This is a genomic window from Psychrobacillus syltrankelensis, assembly GCF_055454035.1.
The window spans coordinates 2124148-2146872 of record NZ_CM144227.1; the positions used below are offsets into that span (position 1 = coordinate 2124148).

At 36.9% G+C, this 22725-nt stretch carries 19 protein-coding genes; 10 read left to right on the plus strand and 9 right to left on the minus strand.

What is annotated here, in order from left to right; genetic code table 11:
- Positions 1–10 precede the first annotated feature (10 nt).
- The 4 genes from ACTSKG_RS10215 to ACTSKG_RS10230 form a co-directional block, all read right to left on the minus strand.
- A complete protein-coding gene (locus tag ACTSKG_RS10215; RefSeq protein ID WP_464754530.1) occupies positions 11–610 on the minus strand; it encodes a transposase in 600 nt (199 codons plus the stop codon).
- 180 nt (positions 611–790) lie between these two features.
- On the minus strand, positions 791–2182 hold the full coding sequence (locus ACTSKG_RS10220; RefSeq protein WP_464754532.1) for a SpoVR family protein: 1392 nt from the start codon (positions 2180–2182) through the stop codon (positions 791–793).
- An 18-nt stretch (positions 2183–2200) separates the two neighbouring features.
- Complete coding sequence (yhbH, locus tag ACTSKG_RS10225; protein ID WP_464754533.1) at positions 2201–3355, minus strand: sporulation protein YhbH; 1155 nt, start codon at positions 3353–3355, stop codon at positions 2201–2203.
- 685 nt (positions 3356–4040) lie between these two features.
- Positions 4041–5936 (minus strand): PrkA family serine protein kinase, encoded by a 1896-nt coding sequence (locus ACTSKG_RS10230; RefSeq protein ID WP_464754534.1) that lies wholly within the window; start codon positions 5934–5936, stop codon positions 4041–4043.
- 209 nt (positions 5937–6145) lie between these two features.
- Here ACTSKG_RS10230 and ACTSKG_RS10235 point away from each other — a divergent pair, with 209 nt between their 5' ends.
- Positions 6146–6319, plus strand: a complete 174-nt coding sequence (locus tag ACTSKG_RS10235; RefSeq protein ID WP_464754535.1) for a hypothetical protein — start codon at positions 6146–6148, stop codon at positions 6317–6319.
- Positions 6320–6957: 638 nt separating this feature from the next.
- Here the strand turns inward: ACTSKG_RS10235 and ACTSKG_RS10240 are convergent.
- On the minus strand, positions 6958–7845 hold the full coding sequence (locus tag ACTSKG_RS10240) for a DUF4349 domain-containing protein (RefSeq protein ID WP_464754536.1): 888 nt from the start codon (positions 7843–7845) through the stop codon (positions 6958–6960).
- Between the two features lie 203 nt (positions 7846–8048).
- Between ACTSKG_RS10240 and hutU the strand changes: the two genes are divergently transcribed.
- The 7 genes from hutU (at position 8049) to ACTSKG_RS10275 (ending at position 14913) form a co-directional block, all read left to right on the plus strand.
- Positions 8049–9716 (plus strand): urocanate hydratase, encoded by a 1668-nt coding sequence (gene hutU, locus ACTSKG_RS10245; protein ID WP_464754537.1) that lies wholly within the window; start codon positions 8049–8051, stop codon positions 9714–9716.
- 6 nt (positions 9717–9722) lie between these two features.
- On the plus strand, positions 9723–10982 hold the full coding sequence (hutI, locus tag ACTSKG_RS10250) for an imidazolonepropionase (protein WP_464754538.1): 1260 nt from the start codon (positions 9723–9725) through the stop codon (positions 10980–10982).
- A 78-nt stretch (positions 10983–11060) separates the two neighbouring features.
- Positions 11061–12569 (plus strand): histidine ammonia-lyase, encoded by a 1509-nt coding sequence (gene hutH / locus ACTSKG_RS10255; protein ID WP_464754539.1) that lies wholly within the window; start codon positions 11061–11063, stop codon positions 12567–12569.
- A 447-nt stretch (positions 12570–13016) separates the two neighbouring features.
- Positions 13017–13352: a L,D-transpeptidase gene (locus ACTSKG_RS10260; protein WP_464754540.1), complete on the plus strand. Its 336-nt coding sequence runs from the start codon at positions 13017–13019 to the stop codon at positions 13350–13352.
- Between the two features lie 543 nt (positions 13353–13895).
- Entirely contained in the window at positions 13896–14036 is a 141-nt protein-coding gene (gene sda, locus ACTSKG_RS10265; protein ID WP_387581315.1) for a sporulation histidine kinase inhibitor Sda, read from the plus strand.
- Positions 14037–14191: 155 nt separating this feature from the next.
- A complete protein-coding gene (locus tag ACTSKG_RS10270) occupies positions 14192–14635 on the plus strand; it encodes a hypothetical protein (protein ID WP_464754541.1) in 444 nt (147 codons plus the stop codon).
- Positions 14623–14913: a DUF2653 family protein gene (locus ACTSKG_RS10275; RefSeq protein ID WP_464754542.1), complete on the plus strand. Its 291-nt coding sequence runs from the start codon at positions 14623–14625 to the stop codon at positions 14911–14913. Before ACTSKG_RS10270 ends, ACTSKG_RS10275 begins: the two co-directional genes overlap by 13 nt.
- A gap of 122 nt (positions 14914–15035) precedes the next feature.
- Here ACTSKG_RS10275 and ACTSKG_RS10280 read toward each other — a convergent pair whose 3' ends face one another.
- From ACTSKG_RS10280 to ACTSKG_RS10290, 3 genes are all read right to left on the minus strand, one after another.
- Positions 15036–15242, minus strand: a complete 207-nt coding sequence (locus tag ACTSKG_RS10280) for a small, acid-soluble spore protein, alpha/beta type (RefSeq protein ID WP_464754543.1) — start codon at positions 15240–15242, stop codon at positions 15036–15038.
- Positions 15243–15404: 162 nt separating this feature from the next.
- On the minus strand, positions 15405–16199 hold the full coding sequence (locus tag ACTSKG_RS10285; protein ID WP_464754544.1) for a VLRF1 family aeRF1-type release factor: 795 nt from the start codon (positions 16197–16199) through the stop codon (positions 15405–15407).
- 1354 nt (positions 16200–17553) lie between these two features.
- Positions 17554–19590 carry a Na+/H+ antiporter gene (locus tag ACTSKG_RS10290; protein ID WP_464754545.1) on the minus strand — a complete coding sequence of 679 codons (2037 nt, stop codon included), beginning with the start codon at positions 19588–19590 and terminating at the stop codon, positions 17554–17556.
- 155 nt (positions 19591–19745) lie between these two features.
- Between ACTSKG_RS10290 and ACTSKG_RS10295 the strand changes: the two genes are divergently transcribed.
- The gene (locus tag ACTSKG_RS10295; RefSeq protein ID WP_464754546.1) at positions 19746–20108 is read left to right on the plus strand and encodes a collagen-like protein; all 363 of its coding nucleotides are present in this window, start codon (positions 19746–19748) and stop codon (positions 20106–20108) included.
- Positions 20109–20976: 868 nt separating this feature from the next.
- Here ACTSKG_RS10295 and cax read toward each other — a convergent pair.
- Entirely contained in the window at positions 20977–22029 is a 1053-nt protein-coding gene (gene cax, locus ACTSKG_RS10300) for a calcium/proton exchanger (protein ID WP_464754547.1), read from the minus strand.
- A gap of 127 nt (positions 22030–22156) precedes the next feature.
- On the opposite strand from cax, the gene ACTSKG_RS10305 reads away from it, so the two are divergent.
- Positions 22157–22459: a YunC family protein gene (locus ACTSKG_RS10305; RefSeq protein WP_464754548.1), complete on the plus strand. Its 303-nt coding sequence runs from the start codon at positions 22157–22159 to the stop codon at positions 22457–22459.
- The last annotated feature ends 266 nt before the right edge of the window (positions 22460–22725 follow it).

Consider the following 22725-nt stretch of genomic DNA (forward strand, 5'->3'; position numbering starts at 1 on the left):
GCGGAATTGTTTACTTCACAGGGATGATTTCGGAGTTAGAATCATCCTTCACTTCTTGTTTATGCTCTAGGCAATATCGGCAGTAGCTAGAATTCGTTGGCTCGTAGAATGAGGGCAAAAGATTTTTAAGTACCCCTCTATCTAAAAAAGGAGGAGCGGGTTTTGAATCGTCCCAATAATACGGAAATGAGCTGTATGGGTATTGTTCTAAGTGGTTGATCATAGTTTTTTTAGTGTCGATAGGATTTCTGTGGATGTAGCTGCTAACATTCAATAAACCACGGGGAGAGTTGACTTTTTTGGCAAAAAATCGTTTCTGATAAATTCGACCAATATGGTTATATCGCTTTGAGTAGGAGGTGCTGTATCTTTTATTGATTAGCCCCATAATTTTACTAAGCGATGTTCCTTCTGTTTTTATCAGAATATGATAGTGATTTGTCATAAAACAAAAAGCTAAAATACGGAAAGGGAATCTACTATGAACATGTAGAAATGCACGCATAAGTTCAATCATATCTGTTTTTGCATTTAAAATATTTTGTCTGTTGTTCCATCTCATGATTACATGGTAGTAAGCATTTGGTTGAAAGTTTCTTTTTTTTGTCACAGTTATTTCTTTCTCCTTTCTTCTTTTATTTTCCTTTCAATCAATCTAAACGATTTATATCAAAATGTAAAATGTTGGAAAAATGGAACAATGGCGTTTTGGATAGGAAAAACTAAGTCCCTGTGATACAAACAATTCTGAATTGTTTGTGTCACAGGGACAGTTTAGGATGTTTGGTAGTTACATAATACCTTTAGTAATCTTTTTCCCATCAAATGAATAGAGAGTTAATTTGCCATCTATAATGGTCTCTAAATGCACTGGACGTCCCCATAGTTGATAAATATAAGGTAGCACATTTTCTAGATAGCGCGTATCGAGTTCGGTCCCCTCATAGCCATGTTTTAAATAAAGTTCTCCGTTTCGAGAATAGTCGCCATCTTCCACAACTATATATGGAAAACTTCCATTAACCCTCATAGAAACGAGTTGATCACGTACATTCTCATAATCTTTATCGGTTATTTGATAGTTTCCATTCTTTTTTTCAAACAAATATAGATCCTCAATCTTCACCAAATCTTTTGTTAAATAGTTTCGTAAAAAAGATATATCTGATTCAATTTCTCTCACTTCAAACATTTTCTCCCTACCCGAGTTAGGCTTTACTCCTAGTTTTTTTAGCTCTTCCGTCGGCTGATCATATCTTCTCTCGATGTCCTCAAAAATCTTTAATCCTAAATAATATGGATTGATACTTGTCTGAGAAGGCTGAACAACATTTGCGTTTAATTTTGCGAACTCTACCGTTTCATCAGAGGTTAAATTCATTTCTCTCAAAATACGTTGATGCCAATATGATGCCCAACCTTCATTCATAATCTTTGTCTCTAATTGCGGCCAAAAATACAACATTTCTTCTCGCATCATTGTTAAAATATCACGTTGCCAGTCTTCCAGCTCTCGACTGTATTCTTGAATGAATAACAATAAGTCTTTTTCAGGACTTGGGGGGAACTTCTTTTTCTTAGGGACAACTAATTTCTTTTCCTTTGTTACTTGATCCACACTCCATAAATCATCATATGGTGTTTTACGTAGTGCTTCCACCACTTCTTCTATATCATAGTCAAGTTTAGGTTTAATAATGGAAGGATCAATATGCTCTTGAATAGCGAGTACTGCATCTAAAAAGGTTTCGACCTCTTCTTTTCCATGTATCATTTCATAATCCGCAATTCTTTCTGCAGTTGCGGTCATACTTTCAACCATATCTCTTCTTGTATTTGAAAAGCGTACATTATTTTTAAAAAAGTCACAGTGAGCAAGCACATGTGCAATAATAAGCTTATTTTGAATAAGACTGTTTGTATCCAGTAAAAATGCATAACATGGATTTGAATTAATAACGAGCTCATATATTTGACTTAGGCCAAAGTCATACTGTACCTTCATTTTGTGAAATTGCTTCCCGAAACTCCAGTGCGTGAAGCGTGTCGGCATGCCATATGCACCAAAAGTATAAATAATATCAGCGGGGCAAATTTCATAACGCATTGGATAGTAATCAAGTCCGAAGGCAGATGCAATTTCGGTAATTTCAGCGATTGCATGATGAAGCTTCGTCTCCATTAAATGATTCCCCTCCATTTAATTTGGCACTCTAAAAAGGCTTTTCAATGCTTCATATACGTCTCTATTTTCTTTTAATACATAATAACGAAACTTAGGATTATTTAATTTGTTATACGTGTTCATTAGAGTAGAATATCTACTATGAGCATTAACTTCCCCATATCCAAACATGCTGGAAACTTCCATTAATTCATTAACAAGCTTTATGCATTTCTCATTATCGCTTGTCATATTTTCTCCATCTGAAAAGTGAACAGGATAAATATTGAAACGTGCAGGATTGTACTTTCCATCGATAAGTTCTAATGCTTTTTGATAAGCAGACGAACAAATAGTTCCACCGCTTTCACCTTTCGAAAAAAATGCCTCTTCTGTTACAACTTTTGCTTCTGTATGATGGGCAATGAATTCAATATCCACCTTCTCATATTTGGATCGTAAAAATCTAGTCATCCAGAAAAAGAAACTTCTTGCACAATACTTTTCAAACGCTCCCATAGAACCACTAGTGTCCATCATGGCGAGTACAACTGCTTTTGATTCAGGTTTCGTCACTTCGTCCCACGTTTTGAAACGCAAGTCATCGTTATGGAGTGGTGAAATTTCCGCTTTACCTTTCATTGCATTTCGTTTAATTGCTGTAATAATTGTTCTCTTTTTATCAATATTTCCCATTAGTCCTTTTTTCCGAATATCATTAAATTCTACTTTATCGGTTATAATTTCAGCTTGTTCCTTTTGTTGTAAATTTGGTAATTCCATTTCTTTGAAAAGAATATTTTCTAATTCAGCTATAGTTACTTCTGCTTCATAATAATCTGTCCCTGCCTGATCCCCAGCCTGCTTACCCTTCCCGGGACCACTTTGACCTTCACCTGAATTCCGTGCTAGAACATCTCCTACTTGACTATCGCCATCCCCTTGACCAACATGTTTTGTTTTATCGTAGTTATAACGAATTTTATATTCATCTAATGAACGGATAGGTATTTTAATTACTTGTCGTCCATTCGACATTATAATGCTTTCTTCACTGATCAAATCTGGCAAATTCTCTTTTATCGCTTCTTTTACTTTATCCATATGACGCTGCTGATCTTGATAACCTTTTCTGTGCAAAGACCAATTTTCCTGTGAGATGACATAATGATTTTCATGGTTTTCATTCATTTTCATCAACACCTACCTATTTTTTATCATATGCCAGTAAGACAAAGTTATTGCCAATCTATACAGAAAAACAGACCCATGAAAAATAATTAGTCTTTGCAATTTTGAAGACAAAAAGTTTCGGCAATGTCGAAAATCCATCCAATATTTTGATTTTTTTCTGCTTATTCTTTAGATTTTTGATATCATCGCACTACCCTCTTTTATAAAAATGATGCGAGATCCTTCACGTAGCTTGAAGGAAGGTAAAGGGAGGTTCGTCCTCGGAAAAACGAGTGTCTTTTCCAAACTCGATTTTTTTACATCTATTTGAATCAATTTCATAATTCAAATTTAGAGCATAATAACGAACAATATTGAAGTCAAAAGTATGAATATGTATAATATACTCTTCATAAATCAGCATGATTTCCGCTATAGGCGGACGCTTTCCGCGGGGTGAGCGATGAGCATTACCGCCGCATCCGCGTCGTTTGTAATGGCTCATCTGTCTCACTCATCCCGCTGGAGTCGCCGCCTGTCGCTCCAATCAATAAATTGAGTATTGTTCGTGTTTTAATAATTAAATGCTATTTATGAAATTAACTCATTTGATAAAAAAATGACTGTAGGCAAACTCGATTTTTTCGAGTCTGTCTACAGTCTGACAAAACGGATGAAAAATAATTAGTCTTGTTTTAAATATTTATCTATTTAAAAGGCTACCAACGTAACGCAATAATTCATTAGCTGAAGTGGAATTATATCCGTGTTCATCTATTAATCTAGCAACTACCTCATTCACTTTTTTAAGATGTGCTTCATCCGGTGTTTTGGAAGAAGTCGTAATTTTAACAACGTCTTTTAAATCAGCGAAAAGTTTCTTTTGTATCGCTTCACGTAATCGTTCATGAGAATTATATTCAAATCGCTTTCCTTTTCTAGCGTACGCTGAAAGCCGAATAAGAATTTCCTCTCTAAATGCTTTCTTAGCATTTTCTGAAATTCCTATTTGTTCTTCAATCGATCTCATTAATTTTTCATCTGGATTCATTTCTTCCCCTGTAAGTGGGTCTCTCATTTTATTTTTGTTACAATATGCCTCAACATTATCCAAATAGTTATTCATTAATGATATTGCTGACTCTTCGTAAGAATAAACAAAAGCTTTTTGAACTTCTTTTTTCGCAATTTCATCGTATTCTTTTCTAGCAATCGCTATATAATTCATATATTTTTCGCGATCCTCTTGAGAAATAGATGCGTGTTGATCAAGTCCTTCCTTGAGTGCACGTAAAACATCCAATGCATTAATGGATGGTACGTCTTTACGAATAATAGCGGATGAAATTCTATTGATTACATATCGGGGATCAATCCCATTCATTCCTTCGTTTAAGGATTCTTTCTTTAATTCTGCTACATCAATTTCGTTAAATCCTTCTACATTCTCACCGTCATACAATCTCATCTTCTTCACAATATCAATGCCTTGTTTTTTAGGTACTTCTAATCTTGTTAGGATGGAGAAGATTGCAGCGGCTCTTAGTGCATGCGGTGCAATATGAACATGAGTCATATCACTTTCCTTAATCATTTTTTCATATATCCGTTCCTCTTGACTCACTTTCAGGTTGTAAGGAATTGGCATGACAATAATTCGCGAGTGTAATGCCTCGTTCTTTTTATTGGAAATAAAGGAACGATACTCTGTTTCGTTTGTATGTGCAACAATCAGTTCATCAGCACTAATTAGTGCAAATCTTCCTGCTTTAAAATTCCCCTCCTGAGTTAGAGATAATAAATGCCAAAGAAATTTTTCATCTAATTTGAGCATTTCCTGAAATTCCATTATCCCACGATTCGCTTTATTTAGTTCTCCATCAAAGCGATACGCTCGTGGATCCGATTCTGATCCAAATTCAGCAATAGTTGAAAAATCGATACTACCTGTTAGATCCGCAATATCTTGTGACTTTGGATCAGATGGTGTAAAAGTTCCGATTCCTACTCGTTTGTCTTCTGAAAAAAAGATACGTTCAATCATTACATGTTCTATTCGGCCATCGTATTCTTTTTCAAGTCGCATCGAATTAAGTGGAGATAAACTACCTTCGATTCGAATTCCATACTCCTCTGTAAAATCATTTCGTAAATGATGTGGAATTAAGTGCAAAGGATCCTCATGCATCGGACAACCTTTTATAGCATAAACCGCTCCTTCATCAGTACGCGAGTATTGCTCAAGACCGCGTTTTAACAACGTAACAATGGATGATTTCCCTCCGCTTACAGGTCCCATTAATAAAAGAATTCGCTTGCGAACGTCCAGTCTTTTGGCAGCTGGATGAAAATATTCTTGCACTAATCGTTCAATCGCCATTTCCAGTCCAAATATTTCATTTCCAAAGAAATGGTACATTTTTAGCCCATCTCTCTCCGTTAACCCAGAACTATTAATCATATTATAAACGCGCGAATGTGCCGTTTGGGCAACTTCTGGTCTATCCTTCACAATGGCTAAATACTCCTCGAACGTGCCTTCCCATTTCAGTTTATTCTCTTCTTCACGGTAGCTTTTGACCTTGTTCAAAATATCCATCTTTTCCCTCCATTCAGGGGCGTTGTTTATACATAGTATGAAAGGAGAGAATTTATGATACCTATTACTGCTCGGAAACGCATGCAATCTCCTAGTTTTATTTATTTTAATTTTCTAATAGGTTAAATGTTTATTTATGTCTACATTTGGGGTAAGTATAACTTAAGTAAGAAGAAATGTAAATTTTAACAAAATTGGATGAAATTAAAATGACAATGAAAACATTAGTAGAAGAAAAATGGTGGAAAATCGGAGCAGCAGCAGTTCTTTCGGTAGGTTTATTGGCAGGATGCGGCGATGGTAAAGATGATCCAAATGTAGATGACAATATGAAGCCCGATGTAGACCAACATCTCGATGAAGAGAATAATGACTCTAATTAGTTTTATGAAAAGCTTTTAAGAAAACCGGGCAAAAAGACGCCCGGCCTTTTTAGAAGAGTAACTTAGAAATACCGTTGATCTCCGCTATGGCGGACGCTTTTCGCGGGCATGGCTTCAGTCTCCTCGTCACTGCGTTCCTGTGGGGCCTTCCGCTCATGTACCTGCCGCTTCGCTTTCGGTGCAGAAAACATCTGCTATTCCCGCAGAAGTCGCCGCCTCCGCTTCAATCTACTTAAGTACTACTGGTGATGGAGAGATTTTGTCAGAAGAAATAACAACTGTTCAAAAGGAAATAGCTTCAGATGTTTGCATCGTAAAAAAAAGCCATATCAGCTTCTTTATCCGTGGATGCAACCTATTTTTCTCTATTTCCACTTGCACTATTGATAAACAAAAAAAGTACCAGTTCATTATTTCGACGAAGCATATTATCTTTCTTATTTGCACTGTTGATTGGAGCGGAAGGCGGCGACTCCAAGGGGATTAGCAAGCAAATCAAGACCCTGGACGGAGCGTAGCGAAGGAAGCGGCTTGATGCTTGCCCCCTGGAAAGTGTCCGCCTGAAGAGGAAATCAACCTGTTCTTGGCATAATAATTTATATAATTTCTTATTCTGTAAAAAAGGGGTCTGAACAAGTTCAGAGCCCCTCTTTTTTATTTACACTTCGTCTTCTTCTTTTAATAAACCAATATACCGCAAGCCCGATAACAACTAATAATAGGAGTACTGGTAAATTTCCGACAAGAAACACAATAATTCCAGAGCCAGCAGCTAAAAGCGCATTAGTACTTGTCACAAATTGTTTCTTTGTTTTGTCCCATGTATTTAAATCTTTATTGTCTATTTCAGGAATAATTACACGATTTTCATACATAGTTATCTCTACAGTAGAAAAGGAAGTCTGATTTTCAAGGTATTTTATCTTACCAACTATAACTTCTATCTCTTCTTGAACTGATGCAAGATCAGATGAAATTTTTAATAGATCCTCGGTTTTTTCTGCTTTTTTCATGAACTCAAGCAAACGTTCTTCAACTACTCGTTTCGATTTGATACGAGATGTTAAATCGACATATTGCTCCGTGACGTCTTGCCCAGTTACATTCCGTTCTAAAACTTTGGACGCTACTTCTTCTGCATCTGATAAAATTGTTTCAAAATGCTTTTCTGGAATTCGTACAATCATATTGCTCCTACTCGTCTTATCATCTACCTGGTACACATTCGACTCCACAATATAGCCGCCATATTTCTTCACTTTCTGTTCAATGTTGTTTTGTGCATTCGCTAGATTTTTCACGTTCGTACTTAATATCGCTTTATGAATAATCATTCTCTCAGAGGAAGTTTCTACGCTTTCCTGTTCTGTTATATCTGCCGTACTTTTCGATTCTTCAACCGAGTAGCCTAAAGAGTCGCTCGCTTCCTCTGTTTTGTATTCCTTTCCTATTTCTTTATTTTCACTACAAGCTGTTACTAATCCTAATAAACTGAAAAGAAGTAAATAGAAAATAGGTTTCTTCATTTCCAATTGCCTCCTGTCTTTGAATAAATAGACGATTGAACAAAATAATAGTTACAAAAATCAGAAAGTTCATATGTTATTACTCTACTAGGCTAATGAGTTGTCAAGTTAGCATATGAGAAATTTTTACTTTTTTCACAAAAACACTTAAATATTTTTATAATTCAGTTAGAATAGAAGTAGAATTTAAGGAGGGGTTTTACATGGGGAAAGCAAGCGAGAAAGTTATTCGATACCGTGGGAAAGAATTAAATACGAAAGGCTGGCTTCAAGAAGCAGCACTTAGAATGCTCATGAACAACTTAGATGCGGAAGTAGCGGAACACCCAGATGAACTAGTCGTGTACGGAGGAATTGGAAAGGCTGCGCGGAACTGGGATGCTTTTGACGCAATTGTTGGCTCACTAAAAGAATTAGAAAATGATGAGACATTACTTGTGCAATCCGGTAAACCGGTTGCGGTTTTTAAATCTCATGTAGATGCACCTCGTGTACTTATTGCAAACTCGAACCTAGTTCCTGCTTTTGCAACTTGGGATCATTTTCACGAGCTCGATAAAAAAGGATTAATGATGTATGGACAAATGACTGCTGGTAGTTGGATTTATATTGGCTCACAAGGAATTGTTCAAGGAACATATGAAACTTTCGCAGAACTGGCGAAGCAACACTTTAATGGTTCTTTAAAACACACGATTACACTTACAGCTGGTCTTGGTGGTATGGGAGCTGCTCAACCACTTGCAGTAACTATGAATGGCGGAGTTTGTATCGGCATTGATGTGGACGAGACACGTATTGATCGTCGCATTGAAACTCGTTATACAGATGTGAAAACACATTCTTTAGACGAGGCGATTCAATTAGCGGAAGAAGCAAAGAAAGACGGCAAACCACTATCTATTGGACTAGTTGGGAATGCATCTGATATATTACCAGAAATGATTACACGTGGTTTTATTCCAGATGTTCTAACAGATCAAACTTCTGCACATGACCCGTTAAATGGTTATATCCCTTCACAAATGTCATTGGAAGAAGCTGCTGATTTACGCAATAACGACCCGCTAGAATATGTTAAACGCTCTAAGGCGTCAATGACCACACATGTTCGTGCAATGGTTGACATGATGGATAAAGGTGCAGTGACATTTGACTATGGTAATAATATTCGTCAAGTAGCTAAAGATGAAGGATTTGACCGAGCATTCGACTTCCCTGGATTTGTTCCAGCTTATATTCGCCCTCAGTTCTGTGAAGGTAAAGGTCCATTCCGTTGGGTAGCACTATCGGGTGATCCAGAAGATATTTATAAAACAGACGAAGTTATTTTACGAGAGTTCAGCTATAACACACATTTATGCAACTGGATTAAAATGGCACGTGAAAAAATTCAATTTCAAGGTCTTCCTTCTCGTATATGTTGGTTGGGTTATGGCGAGCGTGCACGTTTCGGAAAAATTATTAATGATATGGTCGCTTCCGGTGAATTAAGTGCACCAATCGTAATTGGTCGTGATCATCTTGATTCTGGATCAGTTGCTTCTCCTAACCGCGAAACAGAAGCAATGAAGGATGGGTCTGATGCAGTAGCTGACTGGCCGATTTTAAATGCGATGATAAACGCAGTCGGTGGCGCAACATGGGTTTCTGTTCACCATGGTGGTGGGGTTGGAATGGGATACTCCCTTCATGCAGGAATGGTAATCGTAGCAGACGGTACGAAAGAAGCAGAAGCAAGATTGGAACGCGTGCTTACTTCCGATCCTGGAATGGGAGTTGTGCGCCACTTCGACGCTGGTTATGAACTTGCAGAAAAAACAGCGCGTGACAAGGGTATCCACATTCCGATGATGAAACAGGAGGACTGAGGAGCAATGACAAAACCTATTTGGATTAAACATGCTTCCCAACTGGTGACACTTGCAAATGAATCTCTTGGTCCACGGGTAAAGGAAGCCATGAGTGAATTATCAATTATTGAGGATGGTAGTATCTGGATTGAAAATGGTATCATCCAAGCGGTTGGAACGACAGATGAACTCCAAGCTAATTATTTTGACCGTATAGATGGAGCTCAAATTGTCGATGCTTCAGGTCATCTCGTAACACCAGGTTTAGTGGATCCACATACACATGTGGCATTTGGTGGAAGTCGCGAGCGCGAGTTTGAAATGCGTCTAGAAGGTTCTACATATATGGATATCATGAATGCCGGTGGTGGAATTCATGCAACAACTAGGATGACACGCGAGGCTACTGAAAATGAACTCGTTGAGCAAACTGCAAAACGATTGGATTCGTTTTTGGCACATGGCGTAACAACCGTAGAAGGCAAAAGTGGATACGGATTGGATCTCGAAACGGAACTCAAACAACTTCGTGTGATGAAAAGGCTACAAGCCGAACATCCAATAGATATCGTTCCTACGTTTATGGGTGCTCACGCTGTTCCAACAGAATTTAAAAATCGTGAGGATGAATACGTTGATTTGATTATTAACGAAATGCTCCCTATCGTTGCTAAGGAAAAACTTGCTCAATTTAATGATGTTTTCTGCGAAGTAGGAGTTTTCACTCCTGAACAATCAGAACGTATTTTAGAGGCAGGAAAACTATATGGACTTATTCCGAAAATACATGCCGATGAAATTGAACCATACCAAGGAGCAGAGCTTGCTGCGAAAGTTGGCGCCATTTCAGCAGAGCATTTGTTGAAAGCATCAGAAGATGGAATACGAGCGATGGCTGAACAAGGCGTTATAGCTTGTTTATTGCCTGCAACAGCACTGTATTTAAGAGAGTCTGCCGCTAAAGGGCGTGCCATGATTGATGCAGGTGTTCCTGTCGCTATTTCTACGGATTGTAATCCTGGCTCTTCTCCAACGACATCGATGCCGCTTGTCATGAATTTGGCTTGTATTTCCATGCGATTAACTCCCGCCGAAAGCCTATGTGCCGCAACTTATAACGCAGCATGCGCGATTCAAATGGAGGATAAGGTTGGATCGTTAGAAGTTGGAAAACAAGCGGATATTGTTTTGTGGAACGTAAAAAATTATCAGGAACTGCAATATTTGTTTGGTGTAAATCATGTAAACACTGTTTGGAAAAAAGGCATTAAAGTAATTGGATAAGATGAAATATTTACAACTTCAATGGCAGATGGATTTCAATAATTTAATTAATTCAAAATAGAAAGAACGTGAATAGAAATGATTTGTTTAAAAGGACATGGACTTACGCTTGAAGATATGCGCGCCATTTTATATCAAAACGAAGAAGTAATGCTGGAAGACAAAGCAGTGGATGCTGTTGAAAAAAGTCGTAAAGCAGTTGAAAAGATAGTTAGAGAACAACGTACAGTTTATGGTATTAATACAGGATTCGGAAAGTTTAGTGATGTTAGTATTGAGGAATCGGATGTTCATGCACTTCAACTTCATCTTATTCGTTCTCATGCATGTGGTATCGGTCAACCTTTTGAAGAAACCGTGTCACGTGCCATGGTTGTTCTTCGATTGAATGCATTGTTAAAAGGATTTTCTGGTATTCGTCTTGAGGTACTTGAAAGACTTGCATACATGGTTAATAACCGAATTCATCCAGTGATTCCACAACAAGGATCATTAGGAGCATCAGGCGACTTAGCTCCTCTCTCCCATTTAGCACTAGTTCTTATCGGTGAAGGTCTTGTTTGGGAAGGAGAAAAACATATTTCTTCTCAAGAAGTATGGGAGAAACATAAGTTAGAGCCGATTGTTCTAGAAGCAAAAGAAGGTCTCGCTCTTATTAACGGTACACAAGCAATGACCGCTCAGGGTGTAGTAAATTGGTTAGAATCAGAAACACTTGCATATCAAAGTGAGTGGATTGCCTCTATGACAATGGAAGCTTTACATGGAATTACGGACGCATTTCATCCCGCTATTCATGAAGCTCGAGGTTATCCAGAGCAAGTGGAAGTGGCGAAACGCATACTTGGTTGGCTTGAGGGAAGTAAACTTATTACGAAACAAGGCGAGAAACGGGTACAAGATGCTTATTCATTACGTTGTATTCCGCAAATTCACGGGGCTAGCTGGCAGGTGTTAGCCTACGTTAAAGAAAAGCTAGAAATTGAAATGAACGCCGCAACCGATAACCCTCTCATTGTTGAAGATGGTGAGCTTGTAATATCTGGCGGAAACTTCCATGGCCAACCAATTGCATTCGCAATGGACTTCTTAAAAATTGGAATAGCCGAACTAGCAAACGTTTCTGAGCGAAGAATCGAGCGATTAGTCAATCCACAATTAAACGAAGGTCTTCCACCATTTTTGAGCCCACAACCAGGGCTACAATCGGGGGCAATGATTTTACAGTATGCAGCAGCAAGCTTAGTATCAGAAAATAAAACACTTGCACATCCAGCATCTGTTGATTCAATACCTTCTTCTGCTAATCAAGAAGACCATGTAAGTATGGGAACAATTGGAGCAAGACATGCCAATCAAATTCTTCAAAATGCACGTCGCGTAATTGCAATCGAAGCACTCTGTGCTATGCAAGGTGTAGAATATCGCGGAATCGATTTAATGTCACCTGCCCTATCTGAGAAGTGGCATAATATGAGGAAATTCATACCATCTATTACTGAAGACCGTGTCTTTAGTATAGACGTCGAGAAATTAAATACTTATCTAAAAGAAGAAACTGCTATTAAAAGAGGGATACACGCATAATATAGAGTTGTCCAACTTGTCCCCATCGGCAAGAGGACAACTCTTTTTATTACAGAGGTGTTACTAGTGCCTGGCACCAGTAACACCTCTGTAATAATTTTTTTGCCTCATAATAAATGTTCCATTGCCGCTAATAACCGCATAACCCCCCTCCGCAGTGACTTCATTTTTTCACAGAAAAAACCGCCAATTCGGCGGTTTTTTATTTACCACATTTGCATGTTCCTGATCCGTTTTTTTTACAATGTTTACATTTCTTATTTGCCAATCACATCGCTCCCTTAGTCGTTTTTAAAGAATATGAGACTACGTGATTGTCCTATACCCCACAAACATACAAGTTTTTCTGAATTCTAGCACCTGTTTTTTTTCTTTTTGAAAGACAACTGGCAAGTGCTTAAGTTTTTCCATATAAATATGACAAGAAAATTATTAGGAGATGTTATTGTGACCCTTTGGATAGATATTTCGGTAAATACTTTTAAACTAAGACTGTATAATGCCAGTGTACTCTTAAAGACTTATCCAATATCAATTGGAAAAGTTTTGACTCCTACTCCGATAGGGAATTATATCATCATTAACAAAGAATTAAACCCAGGCGGACCTTTTGGTGCATTGTGGATGGGTCTTTCCAAACCACATTACGGGATACATGGTACCAACAATCCAGCTTCTATTGGAAAAAAAGTTTCACACGGTTGTATTAGAATGTATAACCATGATGTTCTTGAGCTTTCTTCTTTCGTTCCTACTAGTACCAATGTATATATTCATAAATGAAAATAATCACACTTTCGACAGATTTCACTTACTTTCTACTTGTGGATAAAGTTATGCACATAAAGGAAGCCGTTAAATAAAGAATTGCCTTCAATAAATATACTTTATTCACACATTATCCACTGCTTTTGTTGATAACTATGTAACTTTACTAAATAATTTGTGAGATTAGTTTTTTAGTGAGATAAAAATTTCTATAACATACTTACACCTGTGTAGAAATTCTTCTTTTGATTGCTGAAAATTCTTTTATAAATCAGAATCCACTTTTTTTGTATATGTTTTCAAAAAATGTTTCGACAATTTTTGCAATATCTCTCTCTTGTGGATAACTTTATGCACATTATCCCAAGTGACCTATAGCCATTTAGCTATTTTATAAACAAGTTAATCACATGTTATCCACTAAACACTGTGGATAAACGAACGGTTGTTCCAAACGTAACTATTTGATAGATTAAGATTAGGTTAATAAACTATCAATTTGTTAAATTTGCTTCAAAAAATAAAAATACTTTTGAGAAAGCGGGAGGTGAATTACAGATGAGTAAAATGTCAGATGAATTGTTAATTGAATCCTATGTCACAGCGAAAGAATTAAACCTTTCTCCAGAATTTATTACGTTACTAGAAGATGAAATTCACCGACGCTCTCTTGCTCTTGAACAATATATTCTACAATAAATATTATTAGACAACTTTTAGCCATAAGTATATGAAAAACGAGAATATACGAATACTAAGCGAAACTATTTTAACGTTGTTTCGTATATACTTTATGTAGGAGAGCAATCTCTTATTTAATCTCATCTCATATTACATAATGGAGGGTATATAAAGTGAAAAAATTAGTAGCAGCTTTACTTACAGCAACACTTATATTTTCATCAGTTGGAAGTTTTGTTTTTAACGATCATTCAACGACTGCAGAGGCTAAATCTTATAAGTCCGGAAAGAGAAGTTTTAACACGAATAAAAATAACACTATCAACAATTCGAATATCCAAAAGAAGAAACAACAGGATACTGAATCATCCACAAATAAAACAACAACTAGTAAAGGTGGCTTCACTTCCGGTGGTCTAATGAGAGGATTATTTGTAGGTGGAATTGCCGGTTTATTATTTGGAAGCATGTTTGGAAGTATGGGTGCTTTAGGTTCACTTCTTGGATTTGCTATCAATGCAGCAGCGATTATTTTTATTTTTATTATCATTCGAAAGATATTTAATATCTTTGATAATAAAAAGAAAAAAGAGGAAGCTAACTCATGGAGAAGCTAATCATTCCTGAACAAAACATAATTAATGCAGTTTGTGTCTATATATCACGTTTAAAGCAAACAGAGCCAGAAAACGTTGAGGTAGAACTACTTTATGATGATGACAATGGTTTTACGGCAGAAGCCTATATAAACGGACAAAAAGAGGAATTAAACACATTAAACTTAATTAAAGCCCTTCGCCTTAGTATGGAGGAATTCTTGAATATAGATCCGATTTCCACAGGAGTCGAGCTTTTATTAGACGATGAAGAAGGTATTATCGCAGCAGTTTATTAATTTAAAGTATTTAACCGAGGAAAAAACCTCGGTTTTTTTTATTGAAAATTAGAAAACGTAATGAGACGAACGTAATTATCTACAATTAAATAACCGGTGGCATTTGCCACCGGCCGGATATATTATTGTTGTTGGTTATTTTGATATCCACTCATTTGTGATTGGGCTTGAGCTACTAAACGCTTTGTAATTTCTCCGCCAACGGAACCGTTAGCACGCGCTGTAGCGTCTGCTCCAAGTTGAACACCGAATTCTTGAGCAATTTCATATTTCATTTGGTCAAGTGCTTGTTGAACTCCTGGTACTAAAAGTTGATTGTTATTCGGCATGTCTCTCACCTCCTTGTGAAATTAGAATGCACCATTTTAAACGGTTTATACAAAATAATCATAGGTGAAGTTTGACAATGATTAAAAAGTAAGGTAGGTACTTTGAATTTTGCTTCAAAAATGCGCTGAGCAAGAATTATCTCACTCAGCATTATATACAATTTATTTTTCTAACACTTGATGAACTACTTCATTAGGTTTACTTTTATTTAGATTTTTGTAAATACAACTAGAAGGAAGATCCCTTAAACTCTCAGCAAACGCGTTTGCCATTTCTGCCTCTCCTGCCACATGCAGTTCTCTCCAACCACGCTTTTTCTTTAATTGTTCAATGGTTGTACTCATCCCTTTAAAGAAACTACTTTTATTCACTTTGTACCGTGGATCCAAAACATCGCTTTTACTATCAACTACTGTACGTTTACCTTTTGCATCCACTTTTTTCTTTTCACCCCAAACCTCGGACATCGGATCGTATTTGAAAGTTATGTCATCTCTTACAAAGCCTAATGCTGTATCCAATATGCGTACTTCTCCAAAGCTTGGCATGATAATGCCTGCTTCTGGATATGCTTTATACATGTACTCAAATTGTTCAGTTACCGGATGATCTTCCCAATAGAAGTTTGTCTTTACTGGAACCTGCACATAATGAACAGACCACAATTCGTCATTGGCACTTGCAAAAATAACGACTCCTTTACGAAGTTCTGTTTGATTTTTTTCTTCTAGTTCATTCATAACTTTTTTCTTCATACTATTGAATGCTTCGATTTCATTTTCATCAGAAGCTTCTAAATACTCTCCTATGCGCTTTAATCCGCTTTTTAAATGGATTTTCCAACCACCGTTTAACTGCTCTGAATCACCTGGGTTCGTGTTTAAATACACACTTAATACGGATCTGTCGCTAGAGGTATACTCCTTTAAAACTGTAAGTTCATCGTTTATTTTCATCCTATAACCTCCTTTTTTTCGTACATTTTTAGCATTCCCCCGAATGAAATGGATAGACTTTTTTTAAAAATAAAAAATCAACCAATCCAAAATTGGGAACTTTTCTTGTATATTTTTAAATTATTGCTTTAGCAGCATGTTTATCTATAGAAAATCAATTTTATAATTTAAATTTAGAGCATTATTAAAGTGAAATGTATGATTATGTATAAAATCCTCTTTATAAATCAGCATGATTTCCGCTATAGGCGGACGCTTTCCGCGGGGTGAGCGATGAGCCATTACCGCCGCATTCGCGTCGTTTGTAATGGCTCATCTGTCTCACTCATCCCGCCGGAGTCGCCGCCTGTCGCTTCAATCAATAAATTAAGTATTATTCGTGTTTTAATAATTAAATGCTATTTATGGGTAATCATTTTTTAAGTAATTGAATCATGTTTATTATTCAAATTTAGAGCATAATTAAATTGAAATTTATGACTTTAAATCAGCATGATTTCCGCTATAGGCGGACGCTTTCCGCGGGGTGAGCGATGAGTCATTGCCGCTGCATTCGCGTCGTTTGTAATGGCTCATCTGTCTCACTCATCCCGCCGGAGTCGCCGCCTGTCGCTTCAATCAATAAATTAAGTATTATTCGTGTTTTAATAATTAAATGCTATTTATGGGTAATCATTTTTTAAGTAATTGAATCATGTTTATTATTCTAATTTAGAGCATAATTAAAGTGAAATTTATGACTTTAAATCAGCATGATTTCCGCTTTAGGCGGACGCTTTCCGCGGGGTGAGCGATGAGTCATTACCGCCGCATTCGCGTCGTTTGTAATGGCTCATCTGTCTCACTAATCCCGCCGGAGTCGCCGCCTGTCGCTTCAATCAATAAATTAAGTATTGTTCAAATTTAGAGAATAATTAAAGCAAAATGTATGAAAAATATACTCTTTATTACATTAGCATGATTTCCGCTATAGGCGGACGCTTTCCGCGGGGTGAGCGATGAGCCATTACCGCCGCATTCGCGTCGTTTGTAATGGCTCATCTGTCTCACTCATCCCGCCGGAGTCGCCGCCTGTCGCTTCAATCAATAAATTATTCGTGTTTTAATAATTAGATTCTATTTATGGAATTAACTGATTAAGTTGGAACTTAGAAATATTAAACCAATTTTTAAACCTATTTATCCGAAGTTGGTATGGAGTAATGTCTTTTCCCAAATGAGGTATTAGAAATACGTGAAGGAGCATTACAAAAGACAAAAAACAGTAGCATCAGTACTCTAGCATCTTTAAACAAGATTTGCTTTCTTATCTAAAAAAAGAACTTATCTGAGTATAAAACCCAGATAAGTTTATTTAATGTTTCTGTAAACTAGTTTTTTCCATCCAATATGCTTCTCTAATATTAATCTGTTTACGAAGTGTCCTTGTAACATCCGTTGTGATCTCACCATTTTCGAAAAGGATTTGAACTTCATCTCGTTCAGCCTGAAAAGCTTTATCCTGTAAATCTCTTTTCATTTGAGCATGCTGCTTAGTCTCAGAGGCTTTTTCAGCTAACTTAAAAATCGTAATCATTTCATTATATTCTCCGATAAGCAGTAACGAAACTTCCTCATTTTCTGAGGTCATATTGCTTCTTAAATATTGGATGGCGGCTTTGGCCATATCAACTTTATATTGGATTATTTTTTTATTTATTTCTAAGTGATGTTTATACTTTTTTTTGTTCTTTGGTACGTAAAATTGTGCTAAATTATGCAAACTTCTTCTTGCTATTGTCCAAAAGAATAAGCCTCTATACTGCATTCGATTTGTTACAGCAATACTCATCCGATGAATATGCTCATCCATCAAATAACTAATATCCTTGTCAATTTGACCAGATTCTTTTAATTTTTCGATATAGTTAGCTTCCTCCGAAAGTGCCTTCATTCGTATGTTTGTTTCTATTACTTTCAAACGCTCTGAGTCTGCATTATTTATATATTTAAGCCGATTGCGTATTTGGTTGTACGAAGCAATAACCGATACTGCCGCCACTCGATTTTCATCATTCATTAATTCGCTAATAGCTTTAATGGCAGCATCAACCGTACGAAGTTTTGCAACCCGTACCATTTCTTCTTTCAAAGCTTCTGTATTCCCTTTTTCAGCTACAGCAAGTAGAGGCAAGAATACACTTGCAACTACTAATGTGACCAATATAACTCCAGCTGCAATAAAAATAATAAGTGCTCGATCAGGGAATGGATTCCCATTAGCTAAGAAGTACGGGATAGTAAAGGCACCGGCTAATGTAACTGCTCCCCGAACTCCAGAAATAGTCAGAATGGAAATGAATCTCAGCGTAGGTTTTGGAAGTTGCTGTTTATTCAACCATCCTCCCCACCATGATACATATACCCATATGAATCTAAGGAATAAAAGAGCAGCAGTAATAATCAAGATTAACTTGATCACTTCAAAATTATTAAACAAAGGACTTTCAAATATTTCATTCATGACATTAGGAATTTGTAATCCTAATAACACAAATACTAAACCATTTAAAATATAAATAAGAATAGTCCAGGTACTTCTGGAAACAACTTGAAGCTGCATGGAAGGAGATTGTTCACGATCTCGGTAAATCGCATGAACAATTCCTGCAGCTACTACAGATAATATCCCAGAAAGATGAAAATGTTCGGTAATGTAAAAGATAACAAATGGGGTAAGAAGCTGAATGAGCATATGAAGTGTTACATCTTCCATTCCTAGACGTCTAATAAAAATCTTCAGTCGAATAAAAAGATAAGCTAGAAATGCTCCCCCCACAAATCCCCCAATTGCGATAACTAAAAAGCTCCAACTTGCCTCAGCAAATGAAAAAACACCAGTCACAGTAGCTGCCACAGCAAATTTAAACGCAACTAAACCTGATGCATCATTCATAAGACCTTCGCCTTCGAGTACATGCATAATTGTTTTCGGCATTTTTACTCGACTAGAAATGGCTCCAACTGCGACAACATCCGTTGGCGATAAGATTGCCGCCAGCGCAAAAGCTGCTGATAAGGGAATTGACGGTATAAGCCAATGAATTAAGTATCCAATAACAAATACAGTTAAGAACACTAAACCGAGAGCAAGCATTAGTATCGGTTTTTTTAATTTCCATAAATCATGCCTCGAAACATTTTTTCCATCATAAAATAATAAAGGAGCAATAAATAAAATGAAAAATAACTCCGGATCTATAGGTATGTGAATTCCTAATGGAAGTCCAGCAAGCAAAACTGCTAGTGCAATTTGAATAATCGGTGCAGGTATGTATGGCATAAAATGATTAATGAAATTAGAGAGCCCAATGATTGTTAACAAAAGTAATATGGTTAAAAAAAACTCCATCTTGTATCTCCTTTCATCTCTATCTCTTTAAGTCTAAAGGGATTACATTCTAATTACAAATGAGGCGAATTGAATTTAATAATTTTTATTGACCAAACAATAAGGCATGTTTTACATATACTATTTGGAGTGTGAAATAAAAGGAGGTGCTCATATTGACAAATCACCCATTTTCCTTACCGTATAATCCCGATAATTCTAATCTTCCTTTTGGACAGCCACACTTTCCACTAAGCCAGGTTGAATCCCAAAATACAGAACAAGGCGGTGCACCAACTAGTCCTCCACCTTCTAATATACCTACTAATGGTAAGTCGGGAAATTTTGCTGTTGAACCAGAAGCCTTCAAAAACTGTTTATATCATGATACCTATATTCAACTGGTAAACCGTAATTCATTTTGGTTTCACCCCACTTACATTGACCCCTATGTTACTTCAGGATTTAGATGGAATGGTAATACATGGATTCCTTGGGGAATAGACTTGAATCGAATCGTATCCTTTCAATGTGTTTGATTTTAGAAGCAGAAACGTGCTTTATACTAAACATCTAATACATTATTACTGTTAGATTTAGAGGAGTTGGAAGTGACTGCATCACTTCCAACTCCTCTATTTTCGGTCATCTTGTGGCGGATATTTGTCCGTCGCTCTCTTGCAAATGAATGGACATGGTGTATTGGATTTAAATACTTTCCTATATCCGAAGATACAATTTCGGACGCTACCATGTTCTTTATCAATCTAATCTACCTATTTCCCCTCAATTTCCACTGTTTATTGGAGCGAAGGTAGCTACTCCTAGGGGATTAGCAAGCAAATCAAAACCCTAGACGGAGCTTAGCGAAATTATTTTTTTCGACGAGCTTGCGCAGGAGCAAAATCTTTTCTGCGACGAGCTTTGCGCAGGAGCAAAGTCTTTTCTGCGACGAGCTTTGCGCAGGAGCAAAGGTAGCGGCTTGATGCTTGCCCGACTTACAAGCGTCCACCTTCAGCGGAAATCAACCTGTTCATTATAGAAAAATTTATATACTCGAGTTAATTTCTTAAATAGCATTTAATTATTAAAACATGAACAATACTTAATTTATTGATTGGAGCAACAGGCGGCGACTCCAGACGGAGGCCAACAGGATGTTGGTCACGAAGGCGTTGCCACACGATGTGGCGCTCTTAGCATTCGTTCCTCGGAGACAGATGAGCCATTACAAACGACGCGAATGCGGCGGTGATGGCTCATCGCTCACCCCGCGGAAAGCGTCCGCCTATAGCGGAAATCATGCTGATTTGTGAACAATATATTATACATATTCATACATTTCACATAATATTGTTCGTGTTTTATGTACTAAATTTAAATTATGAAATTGATTCCCTTATTCTTTTAAAAAAGATAAAATCCTATTCCCATTATTAAGTATGCAGCAAAAAGCGTCAGTCCTTCAAACCAGTTAGATTCACCATCATTTGATAAATTAATTACAAGAAGAGCAGCAGTTATCATTGCAACCAATTCAGGTAAAGTGAATACGAGCGCCATCGATTGTGGCATAAACAATGAAATAATAACTAGAACTGGAGCAACGAACATCGCAACTTGCAACGTAGAGCCTACCGCAATCTCTACTGATATATCCATTTTGTCTTTGACCGCCATTGTAATTGCGGAAACATGTTCTGCTGCATTCCCAACAATCGCCACGATAATAACTCCAATGAATAGCTCAGTCCAACCAAACTTTGCACCAAGCATTTCAAACGTATGAACCAATTGCTCAGAGACAAAAGCAACTACTACTGTAGCTAGCAGAAGAATTAAAATAGATTTACCTTTTGTCCATTCTGGTACTTCCGTTTCTATTTTCGGTTGATCAGAAGAAGAAAATATTCCACGATGCGTAACTAATTTAAAAAAGAGGCCCGCAAGGTAAAGAGCGATTAAAACGATTGCAATTCCAACACTTAAACTTAATGTGTCTTGAGGTGTCATTGTCATTGAAAATACTTCCGGAATAACGAACGCCACGATAATAGCGAATATAAGTAAGCCAGAATTGTATCTTGCAGCATGGACACTAAACTTTTGACGTTTAAACTTAATTCCTCCCGCAAAAAAAGAAAGCCCTAACACAAGCAATAAGTTACCTAAAACAGAACCAGTAAGTGAAGCAAGAACAATCCCAATCATTCCTGCCTTCAATGTGAAAATGGAAATAATAAGTTCAACTGCATTTCCAAAAGTTGCATTTAACAATCCGCCAACTCTCGGACCACTAACAATTGCAAGGCTTTCCGTAGCTCGTCCTATATATCCTGAAAGTCCAATAATACTTGCACAACAGAGCAAGAACATGATCATGTCCGACCAATTTAAAAATGCTCCAGCAATAACTAAAGGAACTCCTACAAAAACGAGAATGGCAAACAATTTATTCATAAAACCACCTCACTAAAAAATATACTCTTCCTTATCTTCCCCTTTTCTATAGTAAAAAATCAATTTAACACGTATTTCCTTCTACTTACATAAATTGTAGGGAAAAGAAAAGGAGTGGAGTTGTAAAATGATTCAGATGCAACCTATTTTTATTGATGACCATACTTTTGTTGCCGTTTCGGTTGAGTTACCTAAAACAAACTTGCTTACTGTATCTAATGATACAGGCTACATTATGTGCGGAGCACTAGACGTAGCACTTCTAAACGAAAAATTAAAAGATCGTAAAGTAATTGCAGGTAGAGCTGTTGGCGTTAAGACCATTCAGCAACTTTTAGATGCACCACTAGAGTCAGTCACCTATGAAGCGGAGGAACGAGGAATTACAAAAGGAATGATAGGAAGAGAAGCACTTTTAAAAATGATTTAAGAAATTTTGTGCATTTGGTCTGCACATCCTGAAACATTATTACATTGAAAATTAACCGGAGAGGCAAGTGAATCATCACTTGCCTCTCCTCTTTCCGGTAATGTACATAGTTTTAGATAGTTAGTGACATTAATGTACCCTACGCTTCTAATTCCACTGGACAAAATATTCATATAAAGAGACTCCCTCTAGCTAAATCTCTATCTTCTTGCTTGACTCTACTTCCAAGAAAGAGTAAATTTAAAACACCGTAATTGAACTGTTCC